This is a genomic window from Chitinophaga hostae (assembly GCF_018224885.1).
In the GTDB taxonomy this organism is placed as follows: Bacteria; Bacteroidota; Bacteroidia; order Chitinophagales; family Chitinophagaceae; genus Chitinophaga; species Chitinophaga hostae.
The window spans coordinates 355,186-379,596 of the sequence record NZ_JAGTXB010000005.1 but is presented as its reverse complement, the minus strand read 5'-3'; the positions used below and the strand labels follow the sequence as shown (position 1 = coordinate 379,596).

Annotated in this window: 14 protein-coding genes; 10 read left to right on the top strand and 4 right to left on the bottom strand. The window is 47.4% G+C overall.

The window, feature by feature from the left end; all coding sequences use genetic code 11:
- Positions 1 to 140: 140 nt before the first annotated feature.
- Together KE626_RS13250 and KE626_RS13245 are read left to right on the top strand one after the other, a co-directional pair.
- Positions 141 to 1,139 carry a hypothetical protein gene (locus tag KE626_RS13250; RefSeq protein WP_211973381.1) on the top strand — a complete coding sequence of 333 codons (999 nt, stop codon included), beginning with the start codon at positions 141 to 143 and terminating at the stop codon, positions 1,137 to 1,139.
- Between the two features lie 69 nt (positions 1,140 to 1,208).
- Positions 1,209 to 1,787: a cupin domain-containing protein gene (locus tag KE626_RS13245; protein ID WP_211973380.1), complete on the top strand. Its 579-nt coding sequence runs from the start codon at positions 1,209 to 1,211 to the stop codon at positions 1,785 to 1,787.
- Positions 1,788 to 1,901: 114 nt separating this feature from the next.
- Here the strand turns inward: KE626_RS13245 and KE626_RS13240 are convergent, their stop codons facing one another.
- The gene (locus KE626_RS13240; RefSeq protein WP_211973379.1) at positions 1,902 to 2,417 is read right to left on the bottom strand and encodes a GNAT family N-acetyltransferase; all 516 of its coding nucleotides are present in this window, start codon (positions 2,415 to 2,417) and stop codon (positions 1,902 to 1,904) included.
- 434 nt (positions 2,418 to 2,851) lie between these two features.
- Between KE626_RS13240 and KE626_RS13235 the strand changes: the two genes are divergently transcribed.
- The 7 genes from KE626_RS13235 to KE626_RS13205 all read left to right on the top strand — a co-directional run bounded on the left by KE626_RS13235 (position 2,852) and on the right by KE626_RS13205 (position 19,457).
- On the top strand, positions 2,852 to 3,502 hold the full coding sequence (locus KE626_RS13235; RefSeq protein ID WP_211973378.1) for a response regulator transcription factor: 651 nt from the start codon (positions 2,852 to 2,854) through the stop codon (positions 3,500 to 3,502).
- A gap of 133 nt (positions 3,503 to 3,635) precedes the next feature.
- The gene (locus KE626_RS13230; RefSeq protein ID WP_211973377.1) at positions 3,636 to 4,016 is read left to right on the top strand and encodes a hypothetical protein; all 381 of its coding nucleotides are present in this window, start codon (positions 3,636 to 3,638) and stop codon (positions 4,014 to 4,016) included.
- A 13-nt stretch (positions 4,017 to 4,029) separates the two neighbouring features.
- Positions 4,030 to 4,482, top strand: a complete 453-nt coding sequence (locus KE626_RS13225) for a hypothetical protein (protein WP_211973376.1) — start codon at positions 4,030 to 4,032, stop codon at positions 4,480 to 4,482.
- 13 nt (positions 4,483 to 4,495) lie between these two features.
- Positions 4,496 to 7,945: a hypothetical protein gene (locus KE626_RS13220; protein WP_211973375.1), complete on the top strand. Its 3,450-nt coding sequence runs from the start codon at positions 4,496 to 4,498 to the stop codon at positions 7,943 to 7,945.
- A 111-nt stretch (positions 7,946 to 8,056) separates the two neighbouring features.
- Complete coding sequence (locus tag KE626_RS13215; RefSeq protein ID WP_211973374.1) at positions 8,057 to 9,379, top strand: ComEC/Rec2 family competence protein; 1,323 nt, start codon at positions 8,057 to 8,059, stop codon at positions 9,377 to 9,379.
- Between the two features lie 35 nt (positions 9,380 to 9,414).
- A complete protein-coding gene (locus KE626_RS13210) occupies positions 9,415 to 10,815 on the top strand; it encodes a ComEC/Rec2 family competence protein (RefSeq protein ID WP_211973373.1) in 1,401 nt (466 codons plus the stop codon).
- A gap of 59 nt (positions 10,816 to 10,874) precedes the next feature.
- Positions 10,875 to 19,457, top strand: a complete 8,583-nt coding sequence (locus tag KE626_RS13205) for a hypothetical protein (RefSeq protein WP_211973372.1) — start codon at positions 10,875 to 10,877, stop codon at positions 19,455 to 19,457.
- Positions 19,458 to 19,533: 76 nt separating this feature from the next.
- Here the strand turns inward: KE626_RS13205 and KE626_RS13200 are convergent, their stop codons facing one another.
- Positions 19,534 to 20,067, bottom strand: a complete 534-nt coding sequence (locus tag KE626_RS13200; RefSeq protein WP_211973371.1) for an AAA family ATPase — start codon at positions 20,065 to 20,067, stop codon at positions 19,534 to 19,536.
- Between the two features lie 150 nt (positions 20,068 to 20,217).
- Positions 20,218 to 20,478: a hypothetical protein gene (locus KE626_RS13195; RefSeq protein ID WP_211973370.1), complete on the bottom strand. Its 261-nt coding sequence runs from the start codon at positions 20,476 to 20,478 to the stop codon at positions 20,218 to 20,220.
- 452 nt (positions 20,479 to 20,930) lie between these two features.
- Here KE626_RS13195 and KE626_RS13190 point away from each other — a divergent pair, with 452 nt between their 5' ends.
- On the top strand, positions 20,931 to 23,420 hold the full coding sequence (locus KE626_RS13190) for an alpha-L-rhamnosidase-related protein (RefSeq protein WP_211973369.1): 2,490 nt from the start codon (positions 20,931 to 20,933) through the stop codon (positions 23,418 to 23,420).
- Positions 23,421 to 23,535: 115 nt separating this feature from the next.
- Here the strand turns inward: KE626_RS13190 and KE626_RS13185 are convergent, their stop codons facing one another.
- Complete coding sequence (locus KE626_RS13185; RefSeq protein ID WP_211973368.1) at positions 23,536 to 24,360, bottom strand: phytanoyl-CoA dioxygenase family protein; 825 nt, start codon at positions 24,358 to 24,360, stop codon at positions 23,536 to 23,538.
- Between the last annotated feature and the right edge of the window lie 51 nt (positions 24,361 to 24,411).

The following is a 24,411-nucleotide window of genomic DNA, read 5'->3' as shown; positions in this document are numbered from 1 at the left end:
TCACCGCTAAAAGCATTTGACAGCCAACTAGTGATCTTATGAGTTATACTTATTTTCGTAACTTCATCCCCTGTGCTCCATCAAATTAGCGAACGATTCGTGGTACACTACAGGAAATATTTATCTCACAATATATGTCTATGCGCAACACAGCTCTCATGCTGATGCTTCTTATTTGTAACACGGTAAAAGCACAATCCATTCCACCAGGCATGAACGGTGTACCGGCGTGGTTTTCAGCCTGGAATTTTGTTTGCCAAAACAAATTCGGTTCTTCTGCTACCATTCCGACAATCTTCCTATACGATGATTCTTTGTACTATGCTACTGCTTCCCTCGCAGCAACCGACCAGCGTTTCACCGCCCCCGGCCCCAGCGGGAAGTTGATAGAATGGTATACCGGCGCCCATAACGGAACCTTGCGTATCCCCGACGGCCAGTCGGTTCCGCTGGGCCTCATGTCTTTTGCCGCGGCAGATTCGGCGGGAAATCCGTTCTTTGTGATGGCCACGCCCCGCTTCTGGAAAAGCGCCGGTGTAGAGAGCAGGGAACTCGGACTCGAAAAGCTCATCACGGCGGTGTTTCTCCACGAATTCGCCCATACCCGCCAACAACGTGGGATGGGCGCAACCGTAACTACCATCGAGCAAAAACATCCTTTCCATGATCCTCCCCTTTCAGACGACATCGTGCAACATCTTTTTTCAAAAGACAGTGTGTATGTTGGAAGATGGAAAGAAGAAACAGATCTGTTCTACCAGGCCGCATTCCATCCGGATAAGCGCACCTCGAAAAAACTGACCTGCGATGCGTTGCGGATGTTGCACCAACGGCAGGTCAGTTATTTCACAGGCGACAGAGAGGTTTTACGGAAGCTGGACGATATCTTCCTGACGATGGAAGGATTGGGCCAGTTTGCAGGTTTATACTGGCTGCAACATCCGTCTGGCGGGAAACTTCCTTATGCCACCGCTGTGGAAGGGATGCGGCGTAAACGAAACCAGTGGTCGCAGGAAGAAGGTCTGGCCATGTTCCTTATCCTCGATAAAATGGGATGGAGAAATTGGGAGCGGGATGTACTATCCGATGATCCGAAAACGATCGTGCAACAGCTACATGCGGCCTGCGGCTGCCAGTAAAACAAAAGGCGTCGTTTGCGGACGGCCCTTACATAAAGATTTGATTTTATAAACTTTAATATAAGATTTATGAAACGCAGTTCTTTTTTAAGGTTGAGCCTTGCAATTGGTTCCCTCTTTTCCTTTTCATTAAAAAATGTTTACGCGGGAACTAAAAACAAATATGACAGGGGTAAAGGATTTAAGGTGGATGCCGGAAAAGACCGGTTTAATAAAAGCATTTCTCCTTTTGATGGAGATATTTTTTATACTAAAGTATCCACCGCAGATACCGATGGAGGTATGTACGTTTTTGAATCAACACGAATAAAGGAAGGTGGTCCAATACTTCATACCCATTATGATACGGATGAATGGTGGTATGTTTTGCAGGGAGAGTTTCTCATTAAAGTAGGCGACCAAACATACAATGCCAAAGCCGGCGATTTTGTATTTGGCCCGCGAATGGTGCCTCATACCTTTGCAAAGGTTGGACAAGGGGAGGCAAAAGTAATCATAGCCCATCAGCCGGCAGGTAAAATGGAGGAGTATTTTAAGAAGATCAGTGAAGGCGTCGCCAAAAATATGTCAGAAGCAGAAAGAGACAATATGAGGAAGGAACACGGTTTTGAAAAAGTGGGTCCTCCCCTGACGTATTTAAAACAGTAGATAGTGGTTTCCTTTGGGGTAGTAATGCCGTCATGTCCCAAGGGATGGGACCACAAAGAAAAAGAGGCTGCTCAATCCTGTTGAGACAGCCCCTTCTTTTTACCACTGATTAACTCAACTGGTGACGTTGAAGCTATCATCATATTCTACAGTCCCCTCCGGTATCTGTCCTGTAAATGACTGTACCTGGAAATACTCCGCAGGAGCATGCAGATACTGCAAACGGTCATCGCTTCTGAATCCGAACCGGCCATAATAGGAAGGCTCGCCCAGCACTACACAGCCGGATGTATGCAGCTCCCGCAATGCCTCAATGGCCGCCCTGATCAGGCCGGAGCCCACGCCTGATCCCTGTTTGGAGGGGATCACCGATACAGGCCCTAATCCAAACCAGCCTTCACTTCCTGAAGAAATGGTTACAGGCGATATAGCAATATGCCCTATCAATACTCCCTCCTCCTCTGCTACCAGGGAAACGGTCAGCTGACTATTTGCGCGCAGGGCTTTTATGATGAATGATTCCGTTCCACTGCTGTATGCGGCTGAGGCAAACGCAGTCCTGGTTACCTGGTCAATAGCCGCGATATCAGAAGGCTTCTCCCTCCTGATAGTATAATTGTATTTGTGCATTACTGATAGAATTAAATAACAATAAAAGATACTTCCGCGGTCGAAGCCGCAGAAACCATGAAAGAATTACCTGTTGAAGATGTAATTACCTGGGTAATTACTGTAATACAATATCCATCATACGCTCAAATTGAAGAAAGTGGAATTCGACGCGAAAATAAAGAAAATTGTGAAGAGTGCACCTGGTAAGTCTGTTATACGTGGTATTTAATCCAATACAAGGCGCTTATCACCGTTATTTTTCCCGGTAAGCGATAATAAAAATTCCCTTATCTTTATTGCAGTGTCTCTCTACAAAAATAAAAGGCATGCTCAACAAACCGGATAGATGAGTCCATGTCCTTCAGACAGTATGCATGCAAGATTGTAATCCAGGAGCCACTTACTCAAAATAACCAGCCCGGGAAATACATTGCCTGGGAATTGCACTACGTATGAAACATTACTATCCTATCCGCCTGTTCGTGGCTGACCGCCAGGAAGTATATCTTGAAGGGCTTTCGCATATTCTGCAAACTGCACCAGATATAGATCTCCTGGGAACCACTACTAATGGGAACGAGCTTACTTCCGCGCTTACTATACTACAACCAGACATTCTCCTCACTGATCCCACATTTGATATTGGCGACAACACAACGGTACTGCAGTATGTGCCCAAAACGCTGCCGAACGTAAACATCATTGCATTATCACTGCTGGATGATGTGCCGATGCTGGGTAGCATGTTGCAGGCCGGCGTGCAGGGCTTTCTGCTCAGGCAATGCGACAGGCTGGAGATACTGGAAGCCATTCATGATGTATACAACAGGAAGCCTTATTACTGCCGGGCTATTGCATCACAGGCGTTGCGTCTTTTTTCCGCGCCACGTTCTTCCATGCAGCGGGAGATATTCAGCGTGCGTGAAAAGGAGATCATTCAGCTGATATGCCAGGATATGGTTACCAAAGAAATAGCCGCCAGGCTGAATCTTAGCAACAGAACCGTAGAAGGCTACCGGTTGCGGATCATGGAAAAGATGAATGTGCGCGGCACTGCGGGCATTGTTGTATATGCTATCCGGCAGAATATGGTAGAAGTATAAAGAAAAAAAACAGACAGAACAAGCGTAATATTACGTATGGCTGACGGGATAAATACGGGTTATATAGAATAGCAGCCATCCTAACTTTACCGCTGTAATCAAACAATTTCTTTACCCTCAAAATCTTATCACTATGGGCTTCCCTTATAAGCAGTCTACACCTCTGGTCAACTCCGTTACTGCCACCACTACTGTCAGCCTAAACGGAGGCATGCAGGTAGCAGTAGTAAAATTTACATCTGCCGCCGGAGAGCTCGGCAGCGTAACACTTTCACCTATTCAGCCTACAGCAGGCCCTGTAACTTTTCAAAGGGGGCAGCAGACCGTAAATCTCAAAAAGGCCACTTTCACAGCAGCTATTGGATTCACTGATGGCAGCGTTTTTGCAGAAGGAGACGCTACAGATCAACAAGGGAATAACGATACTCCTTACTCAGCCTCTATTGCTGCCTGGAACGCCAGCGGCGATGCAGGCGCTAAAATTAAACCAAAAATTAAAGAGGATCAGGTCTAATATCATTAGACAGATGTTCATAAAACTAATAGCAACAACAGGTACTGTCCTGTTGTTGCTTGCCTCCTCATTGCTATACGCTCAACAACCAAAGGCTGATTGCCTGCCGGATGTACTTTCTACTCCCGGAAAATGTTCACAACGTATCCTGGGTGATCTGCAGATAATATATAAAATCGATAGCTCCGGTAATACCGTCACCTGTGTATTGCTACTGAACACGCAATTGACGGGCCTTTGCAAACTGACACCCACTAATAATACATATGTTTTTGATCTGCAGCTGGGAACAGGATGTGCCATCGGTTTGCTGAAAATATTGCCTTCACTGCCTGATATGCCGGGCGTGCTGAACGGCGATTTCAGTTACAGCGTATACGCCAATCACCAAAGCTTTGTTTTCAAAGGTGTGCTGGCAGCGTGGTATGTCAATGACAGCTCACCTCCATGCCTCCCAAAACCATAAATCGCTGAGTACTATGAGCACCCTTGCATTCAGCAACACCCAGTCAGGTAATTCATCACTATACACCACTCCTGACGATAATGGCTGGTGTGCCTTTGTACTGGCATCCGGTACATCCTCCGGCAAAGATACCCTCAGCCTCAGCGATACTGCTGCCATCAAGGGCTATTACCTTTTTGCCGGCAACGCTCCAGCCATCCCTGCAGATACGCTGGTACAGAATATATGGAACTATATTAGCTTCATTTCCAGTGAAACACCTGATAACGCAATTCTATGGCTCCAGTCACCCAATGATGCCCTTTCATCTGCTAATGTAACAGCGCTGCTCCTGACACAATACAATCAAGGTTTTGCAGTCATGCAGCAAATGAACTTCAGCTTCGGTAATAATTATGCCTCACTGTATATAGGTTCCACCAACACCTATTTTTCTGTTGATGGCGACCATGATCGCCTGTTGCTCACCTTCAATGATCCTTCACAGGTCAGCTTTCAAGCCAACACGGTGGCCTCCAGCACAGTTACACAACCCCTGCCGCTGGTACTCCCATTTAGCGGTATTGGCAGAGGTTGCATGCGCCTGGTGATCGGCTTCAACCTGGCCCGTGACTTTACCGCTGTAGCCTATGACCTCAGCATAAAATATTTCTATAACAGCACAGTGGATGGTTCCCTTTGTACCATCCGCTATCAGCTTGTGCCAGACGGCCTTCTCAATTACTTCCTGCTCTGCCAGGCAAGTATCAATCCTGTGGATATGATGAACATACATAAAACAGGAACCTACTTTGCCTTGCTGGGACAAACCCTCTACTCTGATACCCAGGTCAATACCACCAATGCTACCCTATTCAATACTTATTATACCGCTGACTATGGTTATCCATTGCAGATGAAACCTGTGGTTAACCTATCTTCCATCAATGGTTCGGATAACTATCCCGGTCCCGGTAGCGCCATGCTCGTATTCAGCTACCGCGATGCCGCCGATACACTGCCCTGGTATCTCATCCCATCCGGTAACTTCACGTTGGTACTGGACAGCGAATATGCTCCCTATCTCGACAGCAACAAACAGATGCGCTTCATGAATGGCCTCGCCGGAACAGAGAGTGTGAGCATCACACCGGATGTGAATGGCAGCACCGGCGATCTGCTATGTTTCACACCAAAACAATCTGCATATGCCGATCGGTTTCCTTTAGCAGGATCCCCCAACCTGGATGAGAATGGTACGGTGGTTCCTCTGCTCAACAACAGCTATCAGACTGCCTGGGCCACCCTGCAACAGGGCAGCAGCAGCAATGCCGCCGTCATCTATCATGCACAACCGGTAGGCGCTTCCCTGTTTGCGGCAGATCAGGATGTGTTTACAGACAAGGAGGTACTGGGCAGCCTCGTACCCAATGCAGGAACGCTGTCCCAAGCAATTGTATTCCCGATGACTTCTTATGGCGCCGTTACTTCCAGTAATGTACTTACCGACCTTCAACAATACGAATTGCAGATCATCAGTCCGCAACGCAAAAATGTGATCGGTGTAAGCCAGCAGCAACAATTGATACAGGCACGCAGCGCTACGCAAAACGCCGCCGCCGATATTGTGCCAGGCACAAGCCCACAAGGCTTTTATGTCGAAGCCGACAAAACAAGCGGTATCTGGAAGCTACTGCAACTGGCCAGCAATCAGTATCTGCAGAGTGATGGCAATATGTCGCCCCTCTACAAACTTTTCTTCAGCGATCTGGGACATACGTTACAAAGCGCCTTCCAGACCAATCAACTGTTCAACGTTATTTCTTTCAATCCTACTGTTGAGGGGAATCCTGTACTTGGCTCCTTCAGCAATGAAATGTATATGGACGGCTGGCCTTTTATACTGGATGTGCCGCAGCAGAATGTATATGGCCAGTTCAACAATGTACTGATCTTCAAATTCCGTAACGGTGCGCTGACAGATCATATCAGCAATCCACAGGGATGGACTATGGCGGATCAGTTTAACATGACTGACAACAATGGACTCGAATTATTATCAGCATGGATACAGCAGTATGTGCAAACAGGTATTGATAATTACCTGGTGAATAAAGACAACGACTATTATAAATTCTACACATCGGCCACAGATCCCCAATGGCAGGGAGTTCTGGCACTTGCTATCAAAGTGGATGTGCAACATTTCCCGGCAGCGCTGCAAGGCCTGCTGGCAGGTATTGACCTGCAGCGCTTCAATGCGCACCATTTTGGTATAGACATGAGCGTAGTACACAATGATAAAGGCGCATTATCCATGTTGCCCGTGAGCGCTTTGTTTGGTTTGATTGATTATGAAGACCAGGTGTTTGCTTCGCTGGGACAGTCAGTAGAAAGATACAAGAAAGAGGCGATGATCAATACAAACGTGGATTATGATTTCAAAGTGCTCAATCTCAAAGTGCTGTTCAGCAACGCGAAGGTGGTGAATTTCAACAGCAATATTGCACTCACCATCAACCGGCTTTTCGGGGAAAAAACAAAAGCAGATAACCGGGACAACCTGGTGATACTGCGTGGCGCCTGTGAAAATCACAACGGCGTACCTGCGTATACGTTTGTGAGTGCAGATGATAACCTCATCTTTCTTGACAGCGCGATTATACAGGATGTAGAAATACAGAAAGCGTCCTTCAGCACCACTGTGCCGCAAACCGGCGGTCAGGGTATCGTGCAGTCGGTCTTCTCCTGCTGGGGATTCATCAATTTCAATAAGCTCAGTGATTTTGATATACTCTCCTTTGGAAGTGAAGTGAATGCGCCGCCAGGCAGTGCCGGCATTGCCTGTGCAGGGTTGAACCTCGACATGGACTTTCCATTGGAAACACCGTCCACACGTACTTTCCGATTCGACATCAGTCATCTTTCCACAGACATAGGTCAGAGCACCGCCCGCAACGATAGCCTGTACAGGCATTTCCCGCTGCAGCTCACTGGTATGACCACCGGCGCCAAAAACAACACGCCTGCATCCCAGGGATTCCTGAATGTAACACAATGGATCAACCAGCCACAGGAAGGTATTTCAGGCGACTGGTACGGACTCGTGTTCACACTCAATATGGGCACACTGGGCGCATTGGCGTCAGCCGCGGGTTTCAACACTACCTTCCTGGCTGCGTGGAATGTGGGCGGCAGTGGCACTGCTGCCGCGCTGAAGCTACCTGGTGTAAATCCGCAAGCGCCTTTCTTCAGCCTGCAGGGCGTACTGAAACTGGATATCGGCTCCGTATCCTTATCCCTGGCCGATGGCAGCGGTCCCGGCAAGGCAGCCTACCTGATGAAGATCAACAATATTGCCGTGAAGCTGCTCAGTCTTTCATTTCCACCGGGAGGCAATATCGGCTTCTTCCTCTTTGGTAACCCTGATCAGGGTGCGCCGCCAGAAAGCCTTGGCTGGTATGCTGCTTATGTAAAAAAATGACGCTGTTAAAATAACTATCTTATGTTTCCCTTTTCCCTCAAAATAAATCTGTCCTGCTTTATATGCTGTATATGCCTGCTGGCAACGCTTTCGTTGAAATCTCAAGAGCTATTGGAAATACATCATATCAATGTAGAAAATGGCGATGCTACCATGATCCTGATACATGATACAGCGGCGAACACCTTTCCGGCGAGTGTATTGATTGATGCAGGCATGAGTAATTCCCTTGCCTTTCTCAGCCCTTATTTCAAAAATTGTTTCGGAGACTCTATGCCTGTAGCACATTTTAAATATATGATCCTGACCCATCACCATACAGATCACTACAACGGTTTTAAATCACTGGGGGATAGTACATTCATCCAGGTGGATACCATCATTGATGTAGGGGGTTATAAATTAGATAGCGCTTACCCGGCAATAGCCCCTCCAGACTCAATTGGAACGGCATTGGAAAGAGGTGGTGGTGGGAAGATTTTCAAAAAGGTGTATCTGAAAGCGCTGGAAAAGGCGTACGGCAAGGGCCTGCTGAAATCAAGAAGTAACGTGATCACCTCGTTTCCCCGGGATATAGGCAAAATCATTACGATCGGTACTGTCAACAGTATCCCTGTAACGCTTACCTGCGTGGCCGCCGCCGGCTATACCTATACAGGAATCAGAGATTCCCTTACCCATGATTCCTCCAAACAGAATAGTCCCAATGATTATTCACTTGGGTTTGTACTCCGGTATGGTGAGTTTCGTTACTTCACCAGCGGAGATTTGGGTGGCTATAATGGTTCCAATTTCATCGACCAGGAAACTACATTGGCAGGAGGACTGGACACCCTGCTGCATCAGCTGAGCTATAGCTTTGACTCCACCGCCACGCGGGATAGTATAACCGGACATATCTGCGCTTTCAAAGTGAGTCACCATGGCAGTGATCACAGTTCCAATCCCGTATTCATGAAGATACGACCTGCTGTAGCTATCGTTTCCGCAGGTAACCAGGTAAAATGGGCATTGCCCAATCCCGCTTTTCAACAACGTCTGGACTCCACATGGAAGCCACTTTCCAGCCGTGCAGACAGCACGCGGCCCTTCGGCGTATCTGATCGCGGGCTTTACATCACCAACCTGTACAACTTTCCTAAAAAGCGTGGTACAGAGAGAGACAGTTGTCTGAAATATGCGGTACAGTTATTTGCCGGCCGTACAGACACACAGCTTCAATATGGCAATGATTATGATACCGCTGGCATGGCAACCGGTGCGATGACCGGTTCCAGCAAAGATCCGAGGTGTAAAGACAGTTATATACTAACTGTTGAGCCAAGAGATATCACCAAACAATCCACCTTCTACTTATACATGACCAATTATTGGAAGGGTGTCATCATGCGCCTTTTGGGAGCCTACGAGTGTCATCGCAATGAACGGGATTAAAGTATTTATTCATTATTATTCAATAATAACAAACAATGTGCTACCAGCAATTATATACCCTGTTTCGCAGATGCGGTTGCTGCCTGTGCCTCCTGATACCGCTGTACACGGCGGCTCAGAACAAAATACTGGAGATACATCATATCAATATCGAGAACGGGGATGCAACAATGATTGTAGTACATGATACTGTCGCCAACACCTTCCCGGTGAAGATACTGATTGACGGTGGCAATTCAGGAACAGACAGGTTCCTGCAAAACTACTTCACCAATTATTTTGGTGCTGCCAATATGCCGGTGACGTTCAAATACCTTATCCTGACACATTTCCATCATGATCACTATACCGGCTTCAATAAACTGGGTAACGGTACTATCTTCAGAGCAGACACGGTAATAGATCCCGGCGGATATACATTGGGCACTACCTTTGGCCCTATCAATCCGCCGGAAAACACTCCCAACAGAGGCGCCAAAGGATCCACCCAAGCTTCTATATACAAGAATGCACTGAAAGATGCGTTCAATAATAATTACCTGCGATCCCGCAGTATGGTGGTCACTTCCTTTCCACGTGATATCGGCAAGGTGCTGACGATAGATACTTTGAACGGCGTACCTGCTACACTGAAATGCGTGGCCAGCTCCGGGTATACTTATGGCTCCGGTGGCCTCCCCGTGGATAATGGTAATTCTAAGCTTAGCAATCCCAATAATTTTACGCTGGGTTTTATACTTGAATATGGCCAGTTCCGCTACTTCACAGCCGGAGATATGGGGGGATATGATGCTGGTAGCTGCTCTCGCTACATTGACCAGGAAGCCACGATGGACGGAGGCTTTGACACGCTTTTCCATACTAAAAGTTACCGCTTCGATAGAAATGCGTACCAATCGTCTTTTATTGCGCATGTCTGTGCTTTCAAGACAAGTCACCACGGCAGTGGTTGCAGCTCCAGCCCGGACCTGATGAGATTCACTGCCTGTGCAATGTTTCTGTCGGCAGGCTATATGTCGAGATGGGGGCTACCCGAACCTGACTTTCAAAAACGTATAGACACGTTATTTGATCCCCTCTCTGATTGGCCTACCGCCCAACGACCCTTGGGTGTTAATAATCGCGGGATCTATATCACTAACCTCTATAATTTCCCCAGTGGTACAAAGAAGTTTTGCCGTTCTACCGCTATCAGCCTGTTTGCCAATAAAGACAGCACCAACTTCAGCTATGGCAATGATTACAGCACAACGGGTGTACATGGCAACAACCAGTACCAGAGCAAGGACGTAACCTGCAAAGATAGTTATGTACTGAAAGTGGAACCGAATAATATCCTGACCCAGAGCCAGTTCTACGTATTCCGGGTCAATTATTACAAGAACGTCAATCAGCCCTTGTCTACATTTCAGTGTCATCGTAATACACCACCATAATCACGGTTGGTACCGACGAAATCCTTTCTTCCTAATCCTATTTCTATAAATCAGTCACCATGGACCTTCAGCAACTAGCCAGCAAGCTGCAACAGCAAATACAAAACAGCACATTAACGCTTACGCCTACACTGATACCCAGTAACCGGTTCCCTTTCCTCTTGCAGATGCTGTCGCTGCAAAACATGGTGTTTACGCTCACTGCAGCAGATATCACGGTAAAGGATAATACCCTGTCTATTTCCGGGAAAGTGAAACTGTATAACCAGGATAATGAGGGTACACTACAGCTGATTAATACGCGGGGCGAGATACTGGAAACAGTACTGGATTCTATTCTTAACAATCTATCTATACCACAGCTGTCGCAGATGGGGTTGCTGCCATTGAACCGGCTGGCAGATCCCAATATATTTCCCTCTATTCCTTTCCCGGGTATTCAGTTGAATGCCTCTTCTGTCACCTATGCCATGACGCTATCGGTCCTTTCGTCCAACATCGGTTTCCCCATTATCCCGGGTGCAGGAGGGCTTTCGCTGAAGAATTTCGGTTTTGCAGTTCTTACGAATGTCAGTCCGGTCAATGGTCAGCGAACATCCAACCTCACCGTTACCGGTGTTTTCCTCATTGGTAAAACTGATCTGTCTATATCGCTGGCAGTGCCTATCAACAGCAATATGCCGGCCAACCAATGGTCATTGACATTTTCCACTCAGCAGACCTTACTGGGAGGCATATACGATATTCTTGGCTTATTCCCCGGTATGAATGTGCTGGGCAGCATGCCTCCCGAAGTGGCGGTATTGAGTAATTTCGGTATCACGCAGCTGAGTATTCTTTTTAATCCTTCAATACAAAAGATATATGATGTAACGGTGGTCATCTCCAACCCGAATCCCTGGCAGGTGGCCAGCGGCTTTGCTATCGAGCAGCTACGTGTTATGATGCAGTTTAACAGGGTGCCGGTGAAGCCGACGTTCACACTGGACATTGATGGTGTATTTAATATGGAGATGTCTTCCGCCACAGCAGAGCTGGAAGTCCATGCACACCTGCCATTCGGCGAAGATGAATGGCTGCTTGCTTTTTCTGCCGAAGTAGAGATTGATAAGTATAATGAGTTTTTCACTGCGTTGCCAGGGCTTTCCAGCACACCCGCCCCGGCGCTGCCAGTAGATATTACATTTGACAGCCTCACCCTCAATACCCTTGAAATCACCTACAACACTACTTCCAAGCAGGTCAGCCGCATCAACTTCGATATAGCTACACAGGTAGATATCAAATTTTTCAACGTGCTGGATATTGTGGACCCGGCTATGGCGCTGGATATAGAGAATCCTTTCTCTTCCGCCGACCGCACCATCAGCGGGTTTATCAGCACCCAGCTCAACATCCTCGACATTCCGCTGGAACTGCGCGCAGAGAAAGCAGATCCAACTGCAGGATGGACCTTCAAAGGCGCCATGCTGCCCGGTTCCAGCATCAACATCATGAAGCTGGTGAAAACGTTCCTCTCCTCGCTTGGTATTACCAACCTGCCTGCCTGGCTGGATCAGGCTTCGCTGGATATCGAAGGGGTTAACGTTGCCGTATACACGCCGGCGCCGGGAGCAACAGATCAGAAAAACAAATATAGTGTAGGCGGAACCGTTAAATGGCAGCTCAATTACCAGAGCTTTGTACTGCCTAAACTCACCGCCACATTGCAGATGGATTATGTGAATGGCAATGCTTCCGGTATGATCACCGTAGAAGCCCTGCTGCTGGGCATGAACTTCAAGGTGGGTTATAAGTTCGGTACACCGGATACACAGGTGTACCTCGAATGGGAAGGTATTGCAGCGCAATACCAGCACGACAATGTGAAGAATACGGACACAATCACGGTGGTATTCGGAAAGATGTCGCTGGGAGAAATCATCACGCATGTTATTGCTTCCTTTGAACCGGGCTTCACGCTACCGGCTCCCTGGAATGTGCTCAACAGTATTAATCTGAACGGGTTGTCGTTTGTATATGTAAGAAATATCAGTAATCCATCATTGAGCAGTCTGAAGGTAGTTTATAACAGCCATGTCGACCTGGGCTTCCTGCAGCTTTCTGCTATCACACTTACGAAAGATAATACCGGCGTATATCTTGGCTTTGAAGGCAAATTCCTGGGCATGGCTATCAGCAGCAGCAATCCTGAAACTGCGCCACTGGCAGGCAAAGGAAGCGATGTGCGCAACATGCCCGGAGTGCCTGGTATGGGCAGCCAGTTCTTTGATCTTCGTTTCCTGGGTATGGGCCAGCATGTGGCATTTACCAATCCTGGTAATATCAGCAACATACAGGGCGCTATCGATACCATGAAGAAATCATTCTCTGATACCAATGGTCAACCGAACAGCGTACCGATCAAACCTGACAAACAAGGCTCCCTGTATTTCGATCAGAACAGCCACTGGCTCTTCGGTGCAGACTTCACCGTAGCGAAGTTCTACAGGATGGCGCTGATCTTCAATGATCCTGAGTTATATGGTCTCATGATCAGCATCGATCCCACTGCCGCTTATTTTGCTAATCTTTATTTCGAAATTCTTTATAAGAAAATAAATGACAACATCGGCATGTACCAGATAGATCTGCAACTGCCGGACGTTTTCAGGCATCTTGAGTTCGGGGAAGTATCCATTACGCTTCCCAACATCGGGATCAAGATCTACACGAATGGTAACTTCTATCTCGACTTCGGTTTCCCTGCCAGCATTACAGACTTCTCACGTTCCTTCACCGTGCAGGTGTTTCCGTTCACCGGCTCCGGTGGTTTTTACTTCGGCTGGCTGAGTGGTGCTACCGCTACTAATATCCCGCAAACTACCTGCGGCATATTCAATCCCGTGATAGCCTTTGGATTAGGTTTGCAACTGGGTGTGGGCAAAACAATTGATGAGGGTATTCTGAAGGCGGGGCTGTATCTCACCGCTGTAGGCATTTTCCAGGGAGTGATTGCCGTTTTCCATGCCACACCGGGATTAAGTGGTGCAAAAGATGATAACTATTATAAACTGCAAGGCACTTTCGGACTGGTGGGTCATATCTATGGCGAAGTGAACTTTGCTATTATATCTGCACGGGTGGATATATTGGCTTATGTGTATGTGAGTATTACGATAGAAAGTTATATGGAGATACCTATCTCCTTTGTAGCCGGTGTATCCGTTTCACTACGAATCACTATCAACCTGGGATTATTTAAAATACACATCAACCTCAGCTTCAGCGCTACTATCAGGGCACGCTTTGTGATCGGCAACAATCACCCGCAGGATGCAGGCTGGAACGGATGTCTCACTGGTGGCAATTTCCCGGCATACCACCGCCTTGCCGCAGACCTGGCGGTAACATTAAACTGGCAGCCCGTTTCACCGGATACCGGCACCAACTACCTGCTGGACCTGTATGTGATCCCACAGCTGACCGTTTCCGGAGAAGGCGCTGCACCGGGTCCGCAATACAACATGATATTTTATATCGATACCGCCTCCGCCAATATTCCCAACACGGTGAACGGTCTCACCGCCCTCAGCACCGGCGTGTTGTACTGGTGTTTCAGCGCGCTGGTCAGCAATGGTCGCAGCAGCGTTCCACTGAGCTGGCTGCAAACACAGCAGATCAGTACTGACCAGTTACAGGTGCTGTTATGTTATTTCAACACAAGGCCGGATAATGCAGCCCCATTCAACTACAGCAATACAGCAGGACATGATATTATTTCATTCCTGAAAACCTTCTTCAGCGTACAGATCACCGCTACAGATCCTGCTACCCAGCAGGAGCTGCAGGCCGCCATCTTCCCTGCCCTGCCGCCACTGCTGATGCAAACAGATTATAACGGCGCCAAAGGAGCGCAGGTGAACTTCGCCACACAGAGCATGACGGGCAACAATGGCTATATCAGCGCCGTTTCTGGCATACTGCGCACACTCAGTATGGATGCGGAAAATAAGCTCACTGCCGGCTATTACGGTAACGCCTGTACGCAGGTGACTGACCCGGACTATCAGCAGCAGCAGGACCTGAGCATGCCTACTTTTATCTTCACAGATTTCATTGCCCTCGTGGCCAAGACGTTCCTGCAACATGCGCTGGATTATTTGCAGGCCAACAAGAAAACAAGTCTGGATGCCGAAAGCCTTGTCAATGCGGTGATTACAGCCGCCAATGTAACACAAACCGGCAGTATGTCTTCGAGGTTCCTCCTGTATGGCTTACGCCTACCGGCTCCGCCAAATGCGGCCACCGGCGTCATTACACCACTGTACCAGCTCACAGGGCAGCAGTTCCCGCTGCCTGCGGCGCTCAAAACCGGTGATACCTTCAGTATGAACATCACCAAAGATGCCGCAGCCACCTGGATTTCCTTTAATCCCGGCAATGCAGCTGCTCTCAATATCACCATCAACAATGATGAAATTACCCGCATCAATGATATGCGCAGTGTAGTGTTGTCGCCCACCCTTCAATCCGGCTCACCGGCTGCTATGGTGAACTACCGCGATACGCCGCAGGCCTTTACGCTCAACAGTCCGGCACTGTGGCAATACCCCGGCGATTACTTTGCTGGCGTAAGCGGAAATCCTGTGCTGTGGCTGCTGCCACAAAACCTGACAGATGTATTTGCATCGCATGCCGGTACATCTATTCCTTTCTCCGTCCTGACCATCAAGCCTTCCGGCGATGGCAGCGAGAAAGGAAGCATCAGTCATCTTGCCTGGGCCACCACTGTGCCTGTTACGATACAGCAGATCACCGCCGGCTCAGCACCCGATACACCGCTTGCCGGCAACATGTACAACCTCACCGGTGCAGACGACAGCGGCGTGGTACTATTACAACAACTGATCATCTACCTGAATACTACCCGCAATGGTGACGACAGCTTTATTGCACAAATACAACTGTTGTATGAACCTGACCCTGCAACAGATTCGGCCGGAGGTAATATCTCCGCTGCCAATGGCGCTTTACAGCTGGCTATTGTACAGGCCAACCTGAGCACGGAAACTAACCCTGTAGGCGCATTCAGTTACGTGAAAGACAGTGTGACCAACACTTACAACACGCTGAACAAACCGGGCATCTTCCTGCAACTGTTGTGGGAAAACAGTATTGTGAGATCAGGCGGATTTTATCTGTACTACCGCAGTTCCGGCGGCGATGGCATTCCGCCCTACCTGTTCAATAAAGACGGCGTGGCACGCCTCACGCTGGTGGTCACTTACACAGATCTGCTCATACAACCTTTTGTGAACAGCGTGGTAACCGGCGATCCGGTGGATACTTCCACTACCAGTGTATATGCCCAGGCAAACAGCATCACCACCCGCGTGGCTACTATACCGGTGGGCACGGTGGGCTATACAGTAGTACGCAATAATCCGGGAGAATACAATCCTTCACAGCAACCACCTACAGCCGCCGACAACCAGGTATACCTTCAAAACCAGTTCAACCTGCTGGGCACTACACTGCCTGGCGTGGCCGCCTATCAAAACCTGCTGCCGGCCGGTCCTGCGGACACACTGGATGAAGACCAGGTAAATAAACTGCGCGCAGGTGAAACACTGGACCAGCAAACCGACTACTGGAACTATGCAGCGGTGATCCCTTACTACAAATACGCCCAGCCGAACGGTACAGACCCAGCCTATCCTAATCCGTATGGGGGTATCGGCACTACCGTGCAGATGCAGCTTAACTGGCAGGATATGTTTGGTAACATACCTATGAACAACGTGCAGGCATTGACGTTATCCATGGCATCATTGTATACCGATCCGCTCATCGCCGTATCACAGTGGCCTGCCGTGTCTCCCTATTACCAGTTTGCCCAGCATTCCGGCAAGCCGGAAATACAGCTCAGCTTCTGTTTCGACAAAACAAAATACACCGGCAGCAAGAGCCAGAACAATGCTGCCATAGACCTCGAAACCTACATGCGCCTCTACTACCAGCTGGTGGTATGTACGGATGTGAACATGAGCTTCCGCTCCTCTATTGACGGCACTGCTGCTGCACCGGAAGGCTCCGCTCACAGTATAGATATAGCCGCCCTGAACACCGGCTTCCTCACACCGGTGATCAGCTACCTGAAGAGCATAGTAGCCGCCAATACCGTAGATAACAACAGCATCCTGTACACGATCAGCAGCCCGGTGGATACCGCCACCATTGCGAGCTATGCAGATATCCTGCCGTTGACACTAACGGCAACGGTACAACGCACCTCACATATAGATCCCGCTTTTGCCAATACTGCCGGTATCGCCAGCGCACAAACCACCGTGCCGCCGCAATCCAAAGGCACCCCCTGTGGTAATGGCAACGATGATTCCTTGTCGCTTACCCCATTTGCTCAACAGTTTGAAGCAGCCTTCAAAGATCAGCCCACCGCAGGCATCACGCTGAAACTGGCCACAGGCACACCGAAGGAAAGTGAAGACAAAATACCGTCGCTCTGGATGATAAGACTGGACAGTAACGGAACGAGCGGTATCAATTTCAGCTTCAGCAACGCTGCAGTATATTTCTTCGCACCCGTACCGCTGGCCAACAACCTGTTGTCGTTCAGCAGCAAGAACTATCCGTATGCAAGTGGACAGCCATATCCTGCAGGGGCTGCAGTGACACAGCATTTCAGCAGTATAGACCTCGACAACTGGGGACTGCAGTTTCTCACTGCGGTAGATAGTTTCCTCAGCCCGGCCTATGCCGTACCAGCCTTCCTGTTAGACAATGGCGTATCCCTGGCGTCACTGCTGGCTGAAAAGGAAAACATCGCCAATGCTATAGAAGGGACCATCGACTACATCATAGATCCGGGAAATGCACCGCAATCCAACATTGGCAATGCACAGGACAAATGGAAACAGGTGATCCTCCAGCTGCTCTCTAACGCTTACCGCTATACGACTGCCGTGCAAACACCCGCCACTATCAGCTCCGGATGGACAGGCAGCAACAATCAGCCCCCGGAAGCGCCCTATGTGCCTGCATTGTACGGCAGCATGAAAGGCACTGATCCTTCCCTGCCACTCGGTACACCGCCCAATACTTCCTATTCCCTGTCCAACGCTAAAGTGCCGTTGGGCACCGGGCAATCATGGCTTACGTATATGTTTGAATCGAAAGACCTGCCGGCCAGCCGCAGCTTCAGTTTCACCGACATGCGTTATGCCGTAAGTCACCTGGAATACCAGCTACAACCTGTTGATGGTATCAAAGGCTACATGGCATCGTCCTGGCTGACGTTCATTATCCCCCTGGATAACGGCCTTGGACAGATAGGCGACATCACCATACCGGTTCCCCTGCGCGCCTATCCAACACCACCTTCCATCCTGAGCCAGGGACTTCAATATCCTGTCAACAGCAGCACCGCTCCTATAACCATCGCTGACACAAGAGCATGGAACTACCGCTATGTGTATCAGAACCAGTCTGTCGCACAGGATACCATACACACGCAGGTACAGTTCAATATCCCCGCATCCAATAACACTTTCCTGTCACGGAACATGGATGACTCGCCCACACTGGATCAGGCACTATCTCAGTTCATGTCCGTGTATCCCGCCATGCTGAATGATTTCAACATGCACCTGCTGACACTGACTGCTGATGATGTAACCAACAACACGCCGAATGCACAGGCGGCAAAGAATGCCGTAGCGGCTTTCATCCAGGTAGTAGCGGTAGTGGCTACCGCATGGAGTACCTGGAACCAGATACATCCGCGCACCAAAAAACTGGCGAGTCACGGACCGCTTAGCCTGGCGTTGTCGCCGTATACTTTATCGTATACCATCACAGAAAACGAAGCGCTGACTACCGCTTATCTCAGCATCACCGTTACGGCAGACAGTGGCAATAGCGTACCGATGGTTCCATTGGTCAACATCAGCGATTACACTGCAGAGCCGGTGACCGGTCAAAATAATACCTGGATATACAAAAATGCAAAAGGTGACTATCTCCTGTACGCTGACAGGAACAACGATCCTGACAGAGAAGTGGTCATGCAACAGCTGGATATACTCCATGAACAAAACAGCTGGTCAGGCGCCAGCATCATCCGCAATGAGTACCTGATACAGAATAATAATGGGACGTGGCAGCCCACCAATCAACGGTTCATCTATCAAACGCCGTGGGTACGCTTCTTCGACAAGCTCGTGCCGCTACTCAACTGCAACCGCGACGTAGATATCGCCACCATCAACAGCAACGTGTTCCCTGCGCCGCAACAGAGAACCCTGCAGGAAAATATGGCCCAGCTCTTCATTGCCCTCACCGGTGAGGTAACGTTAACGGATATACTGATTAAATTACATGTAAGCTACCAGTATACCAAACCGGGCACTTCATTCACAATAAGCCTGCCTGTATTACTGCTGGCTTCTACGAAAGTAAATATTGCAGATAAAGGGCTGACAGTAGCCACCATGATAGCAGAGGCCATGGAGAAATGGAAGGATACACATATGCCGGAAACCAACCAGGCTCAGTATAACCTGGACCTGACAGTTTTCTCCGATGATAGTACAAGGCCAGTGTTGCAAGTGCCACTGTACTTGCTGATAAGTGGATTGTAATATTTCCTGCCACCCTGTTATTGCGCCCGGCTTCGCAGTTGGACTTGCTATACCGGGGAACCAGTGACTTCGTCTGCTAATTGTTCATGCCTTGATGCGATCGTGAAATTTTATCGAGTACCTGGTTTCTGCGATTCGATAAAATACCGTTTACTTCAATCGCCTCTATATTCAAATCCCCGATCCACTCGTATAACAAATCATTAACCAGGCCTCTAAGTCTTGGCTGATCTGCCTGATGGCCGGATATCAGATCTGGTTCTTCTATAGGAACAAACACCAGCAGGTCAATTCCGGCAATTATTGTCTGCGCTGTTTCAAATAGCCATTGAATATTCCTGCCCGGGTCAATAACATGCAGATAAGCTAAAATATCAATAACACATCTGTCGAATATTACATTGTTTTCGCTTTGGGAAACCAATCTGACCGAACAATCAAACTGTTCAACAAAATCCTGGGCAGTAGGGATTTCTGAAAATTCATACCCTGAGGCTTCCAATTGATAATATGGCTCCATTTCGAGTGTATACCCAGGAAGGCACTCCAGGAGCTCCTCCGCCAATGTGGTTTTACCGACCTTGTGGGCACCGACTATCGCAATTCTCATATTTCAGTTCGATTTTTGCATATACAACAAAAATAAAACAGATCCGCGAATGCGAACCTAACCGTCGCCAAACATTATCAAGTCAATATTTTGCCCTATTTTGAACCTATTATTCTTTTCAAGCCCGGATATTGACCTGCTATATTGATTTTACTCCTCGTATTTGTTACTAAATAAAATCATAAATGCCTTGTATACTCCTATTGCAAACAAGAGCAACGCCGTAAGAAACAAACCAATATATTGTGCCACCCATCCTATTAAAATGGCAACAATGTGAATCTTACCGTTATATGGCTCGAAGACCTTACCCGAAAATACATAAACTGCAAATGCTCCAAAAATGCCTATCCAAAGTATTGCATACAGGATATCAAGCGGCTTTTTACTCATTTTGTTAAACTTCAACATAATTTTGGTTTTAACGGCGCTAATAAATAGCGCTACTTTGCACACTAAGATTTTCACCTCAAAAATAGATAAGTAGTGATACAATGTATGCTTCCATTTTATATTCGAAGGTTTTGAGCCGATATTCGCTCAGCATTTAATTATATTCCAGGGTATTCCTTCCATTTTACTTTGATAAAATTCTATCCTTTAGTTCATGATACCAAAGAAAGTTGGGATAAGGTTGTGGTGGAGACTTCCATTCAGGGCTACCGTAGTGTTGTAAAATCCTGGCAGCCGGCAACTGGCAAAAAATGCAAATAAAAAACGCTTTCATATAAAAACGCTCTTAATATTCGGGCGTAAATTAGCTGGTGCAGGCAGGGCAACCGAAAGATATTCTTAATTTTATAAACAATCTTTACCAGCACTGTTATGCCAGTGGGCTAACGGTGTTCAATTCCATCCCGTTTATGACGCGAATATTAGCAATTATTATCAGTTTCATTTTGATCCCCGATCTATGTTTTTCGCAAAATGGTATCCTACACAACCGGGCTGCCAAAGTAATTACCATTACCACTCCTGATCAAAAGCTTTCCATCAGGATTGACTATTCAAAAGGCTGCATTATTAAACAGGTAAACCTGAAAAATAAAAATACAATATCATCTTCGGGCGTATACACCGGTATCACTACAGGAAGCGAAACCATCTCATCTGCAGATCAAACAGGCGATATTAAAATAATAAATACTCCGAAAGGCATATCGCTAAGTGCTATCACCTATGGAACCGGGGCGCTTCAAATTGAAGAAACATGGGACTTTACTATCAAAGGAGATAAAATAACCTGGGATATTGCCCGCAACTACAGCACAACAACCGACCTGGAAGACATGGCCTTTCCAAAATGGAATTTTACAGATCTATCGGTTTGGAAAGGGGGAATTATTGATAACGGCGGGATGGTTTGGTGCAAATACCTAAAGCAAATTAACGATACTTATGGTGTTCATACCGGTGGAGTAACATTCTGGAATGCTGATTCGGGAGATGCGTTAAGGATATCGGCCCAACCGGGAAGCGCAAATGAAATGGCTTCAAAATATTCTCATAGTGAAAATGGCGAGTTCACTTTTACACAATTACTAACTGCATCCAAATTGCAGCAACGCCATCACCTGAGCCGGTTCGTATCAGAAAAGTACGATGTATTTGCTCCCTTCCAGGTAAAAAAGGGACGCGTAAAGCTAAGCCTGGAACTACAATACATTGATTACAATAAGGAATATGCAAGAGGAACGCTTCCCGGTATTGATGCAACAGCCGTACGCGAGCTTTTAAATACAACCGGGCGGTATGGCGTGGTAGACAATAATATAGTAGGAGCAAATGGCTGGCTCACCAACTGGAAATGCCTGCATGAGCCATTTTTTGCCCAGATCGGGCTGGCATTAAATGATCCCCAATATATGAAAAACCTGGCGGCAACACTGGACCAGGAGAGGGATCAGGCGATGCTAAACGATGGGCGTGTTTTATCACGTTGGCATAATGAACCGGGCGATGAAATTCCCGGCACATATAACCCGCAAACAGGCTACTATGAAGCCATGTGGGGATATACCATTGATTCACAAACGGGCTATGTAATCAATACAAGCGAACTATTTGAGCTGAATGGGGACTTGCAATGGCTGCGTGCACATCAGGCAAGCTGTGAAAAGGCACTGAACTGGCTGATAAAACGGGATTCCAACAACAACGGGATCTATGAAATGGTGAATAACGGCGTAGCGGAAAAAAGGGCAAGCGACTGGTTAGACATTGTTTGGGCAAGCTTTGAAAACGCTTTTGTAAATGCGCAGTTATACGAAGCATTAACACTATGGGCCCAATGTGAAACGGTTTTAGGCAATCAAAAAATGGCCGGCCATTATTCAGCGATAGCCACCCGTCTTAAAAACGCATTTAATAAGCCGGTTGATGAAGGCGGCTTCTGGTCGCCGACTAAACAGCAGTATGTATATTGGCGGGATAAAGACAACACCATTCATGGCGATAACCTGGTTACTCCTGTAAATTTTGCCGCCATTGCCTTCGGATTATGTGACGACAAGGAACGTATAAAACTCATTCTTGATCAAATAGAACAAAGAACAACGGCAGAACACCTGTTTCACTGGCCGCTTTGCTTCGATTCGTTTAAAAGAGAAGAGGTAAGCGATGGCAACTGGCCTTTCCCCAAATATGAAAACGGGGATATATTCCCTACATGGGGATATCTTGGCATCGACGCCTACGTGAAATATGATAAGCACATTGCACTCAAATTCATTAATCATCTTCTTGATCAGTATAAAAAAGACGGGCTTTCCTCCCAGCGCTATAGCAGACCAACCCAGCTTGGAATGGGGGATGATATCCTGGCAGGCATCTGCACCAGCATTACAGCGCTATACAAGGATATTTACGGCCTTCGCCCAAAATGGAACAGGATGGGACTGGAACCCAATATGCTTGAAACACTGAACGGAACAAAGTTTTCTTATACTCACAGGGGTACCGTTTATCACCTTGAATTGAGCGTTAATGATTATGTAATGAGCACCAATGGCTTTTCTGTAAAAAGTAACGAATCTTTTGGTGCAGATAAAAGCGGGAACACGCTTAAGTTCTACCCCGGTAATAAAGATACTGCGCAACTCCTGGTTCGTGCAGATCCGGGCAATCGCATTGACATGAAAATTACTTCCTGGAAGAATGATGTATTTACATGGACTATTTCATCACGCAGCGTCTATCAATTCACCATTAATGGATTGCAACCAGGCATAAAATATGAAGTAATAACAAACAAAAATATTACCCGGCTTCAGGCAAATAACAACGGCAGCATCTCTCTGAATAAACATTGTAGTACACCTGTTAACTTTTCAATCAGGGAAACATCTCATTAAGCTCCTCCTTTCAATCGAATATAAGCGTATAAAACCGGGACTCTGAAAGAACCCCGGTTTTGTACGTTTTACACCCTTTATGGAATATATTTTGAATCAGGATTACCCGATGGGTTTATTGGATCCCGGCTGTATAAATCAGCGGGTTCTGTGCATCATCATCCAGCAGGTCCCCGACTTCCAACCTGGCTACCTGCGCATCACTTAATATATTCTTTATGCCGTTAAACCTCGCACCATCAGGCATATAAGCGCAGGTCATCGCCCTGCGGAAGCCATTAGTCATATTGGCCCCCGCGCCGTGTATTGTTAAACCATTATGAAAAGAACAACTACCTGCCTTCATGGGTGCAGCAACAGACCTCTTCGTTACGAGCTGTGGGTAAACCTGGAATATTGCATCCATATTTTTCCCGATGCCCTGGTTTTCAAAACTGGTTTCATGATAAGATCCGGGAATAAAATACAGACAACCGTTTTCATTTGTAGCGTCGTCTAATGCTACCCATATTGATAGCGCCCGCTTGTCGGAGAACGACCAGAAAGGCGTATCGAGGTGCCATGAGGTAGGGTTGGCCCAGGGACGCTTTATGAGCACCTGGTCATGCCAGATCCGGGTACTGTTCCACCCTGCTAATTCTGCGGCCATTTTGCCCAATCTCTCATCAAGCATAATCTGCCTTGCCGCATCATTTGTTTGCCAGATATTAATCATCTGGTCAAACACCTTTCCAAAATATTCACTTTCCTTATTGATCCCGTCATCTTCGCCCATTTTTTTATCACTGCCGGGCATTTTCCTGCCATCTCTCTGTTCAACAGCCTCCGTAATAACCTGCCGCCAATGGGAAAGTTCTTCCTCGTTAAGAAAGTTCTCAATTAATAAAAATCCATCTTCCCGATAAGATTGAATCTGCTTTTGCGTGAGTAAGGTGTTCATATATCTGCAACTTTTTTTGAAAAATATCAGGCGTACCAGGAAAATACCTGT

Bases quoted from the DNA above. Each gene is read 5' to 3' on its own strand.
- KE626_RS13250 (WP_211973381.1), top strand. From the start codon at position 141: ATGCGCAACACAGCTCTCATGCTGATGCTTCTTATTTGTAACACGGTA.
- KE626_RS13245 (WP_211973380.1), top strand. From the start codon at position 1,209: ATGAAACGCAGTTCTTTTTTAAGGTTGAGCCTTGCAATTGGTTCCCTC.
- KE626_RS13240 (WP_211973379.1), bottom strand. From the start codon at position 2,417: ATGCACAAATACAATTATACTATCAGGAGGGAGAAGCCTTCTGATATC.
- KE626_RS13235 (WP_211973378.1), top strand. From the start codon at position 2,852: ATGAAACATTACTATCCTATCCGCCTGTTCGTGGCTGACCGCCAGGAA.
- KE626_RS13230 (WP_211973377.1), top strand. From the start codon at position 3,636: ATGGGCTTCCCTTATAAGCAGTCTACACCTCTGGTCAACTCCGTTACT.
- KE626_RS13225 (WP_211973376.1), top strand. From the start codon at position 4,030: ATGTTCATAAAACTAATAGCAACAACAGGTACTGTCCTGTTGTTGCTT.
- KE626_RS13220 (WP_211973375.1), top strand. From the start codon at position 4,496: ATGAGCACCCTTGCATTCAGCAACACCCAGTCAGGTAATTCATCACTA.
- KE626_RS13210 (WP_211973373.1), top strand. From the start codon at position 9,415: ATGTGCTACCAGCAATTATATACCCTGTTTCGCAGATGCGGTTGCTGC.
- KE626_RS13205 (WP_211973372.1), top strand. From the start codon at position 10,875: ATGGACCTTCAGCAACTAGCCAGCAAGCTGCAACAGCAAATACAAAAC.
- KE626_RS13200 (WP_211973371.1), bottom strand. From the start codon at position 20,067: ATGAGAATTGCGATAGTCGGTGCCCACAAGGTCGGTAAAACCACATTG.
- KE626_RS13195 (WP_211973370.1), bottom strand. From the start codon at position 20,478: ATGTTGAAGTTTAACAAAATGAGTAAAAAGCCGCTTGATATCCTGTAT.
- KE626_RS13190 (WP_211973369.1), top strand. From the start codon at position 20,931: ATGACGCGAATATTAGCAATTATTATCAGTTTCATTTTGATCCCCGAT.
- KE626_RS13185 (WP_211973368.1), bottom strand. From the start codon at position 24,360: ATGAACACCTTACTCACGCAAAAGCAGATTCAATCTTATCGGGAAGAT.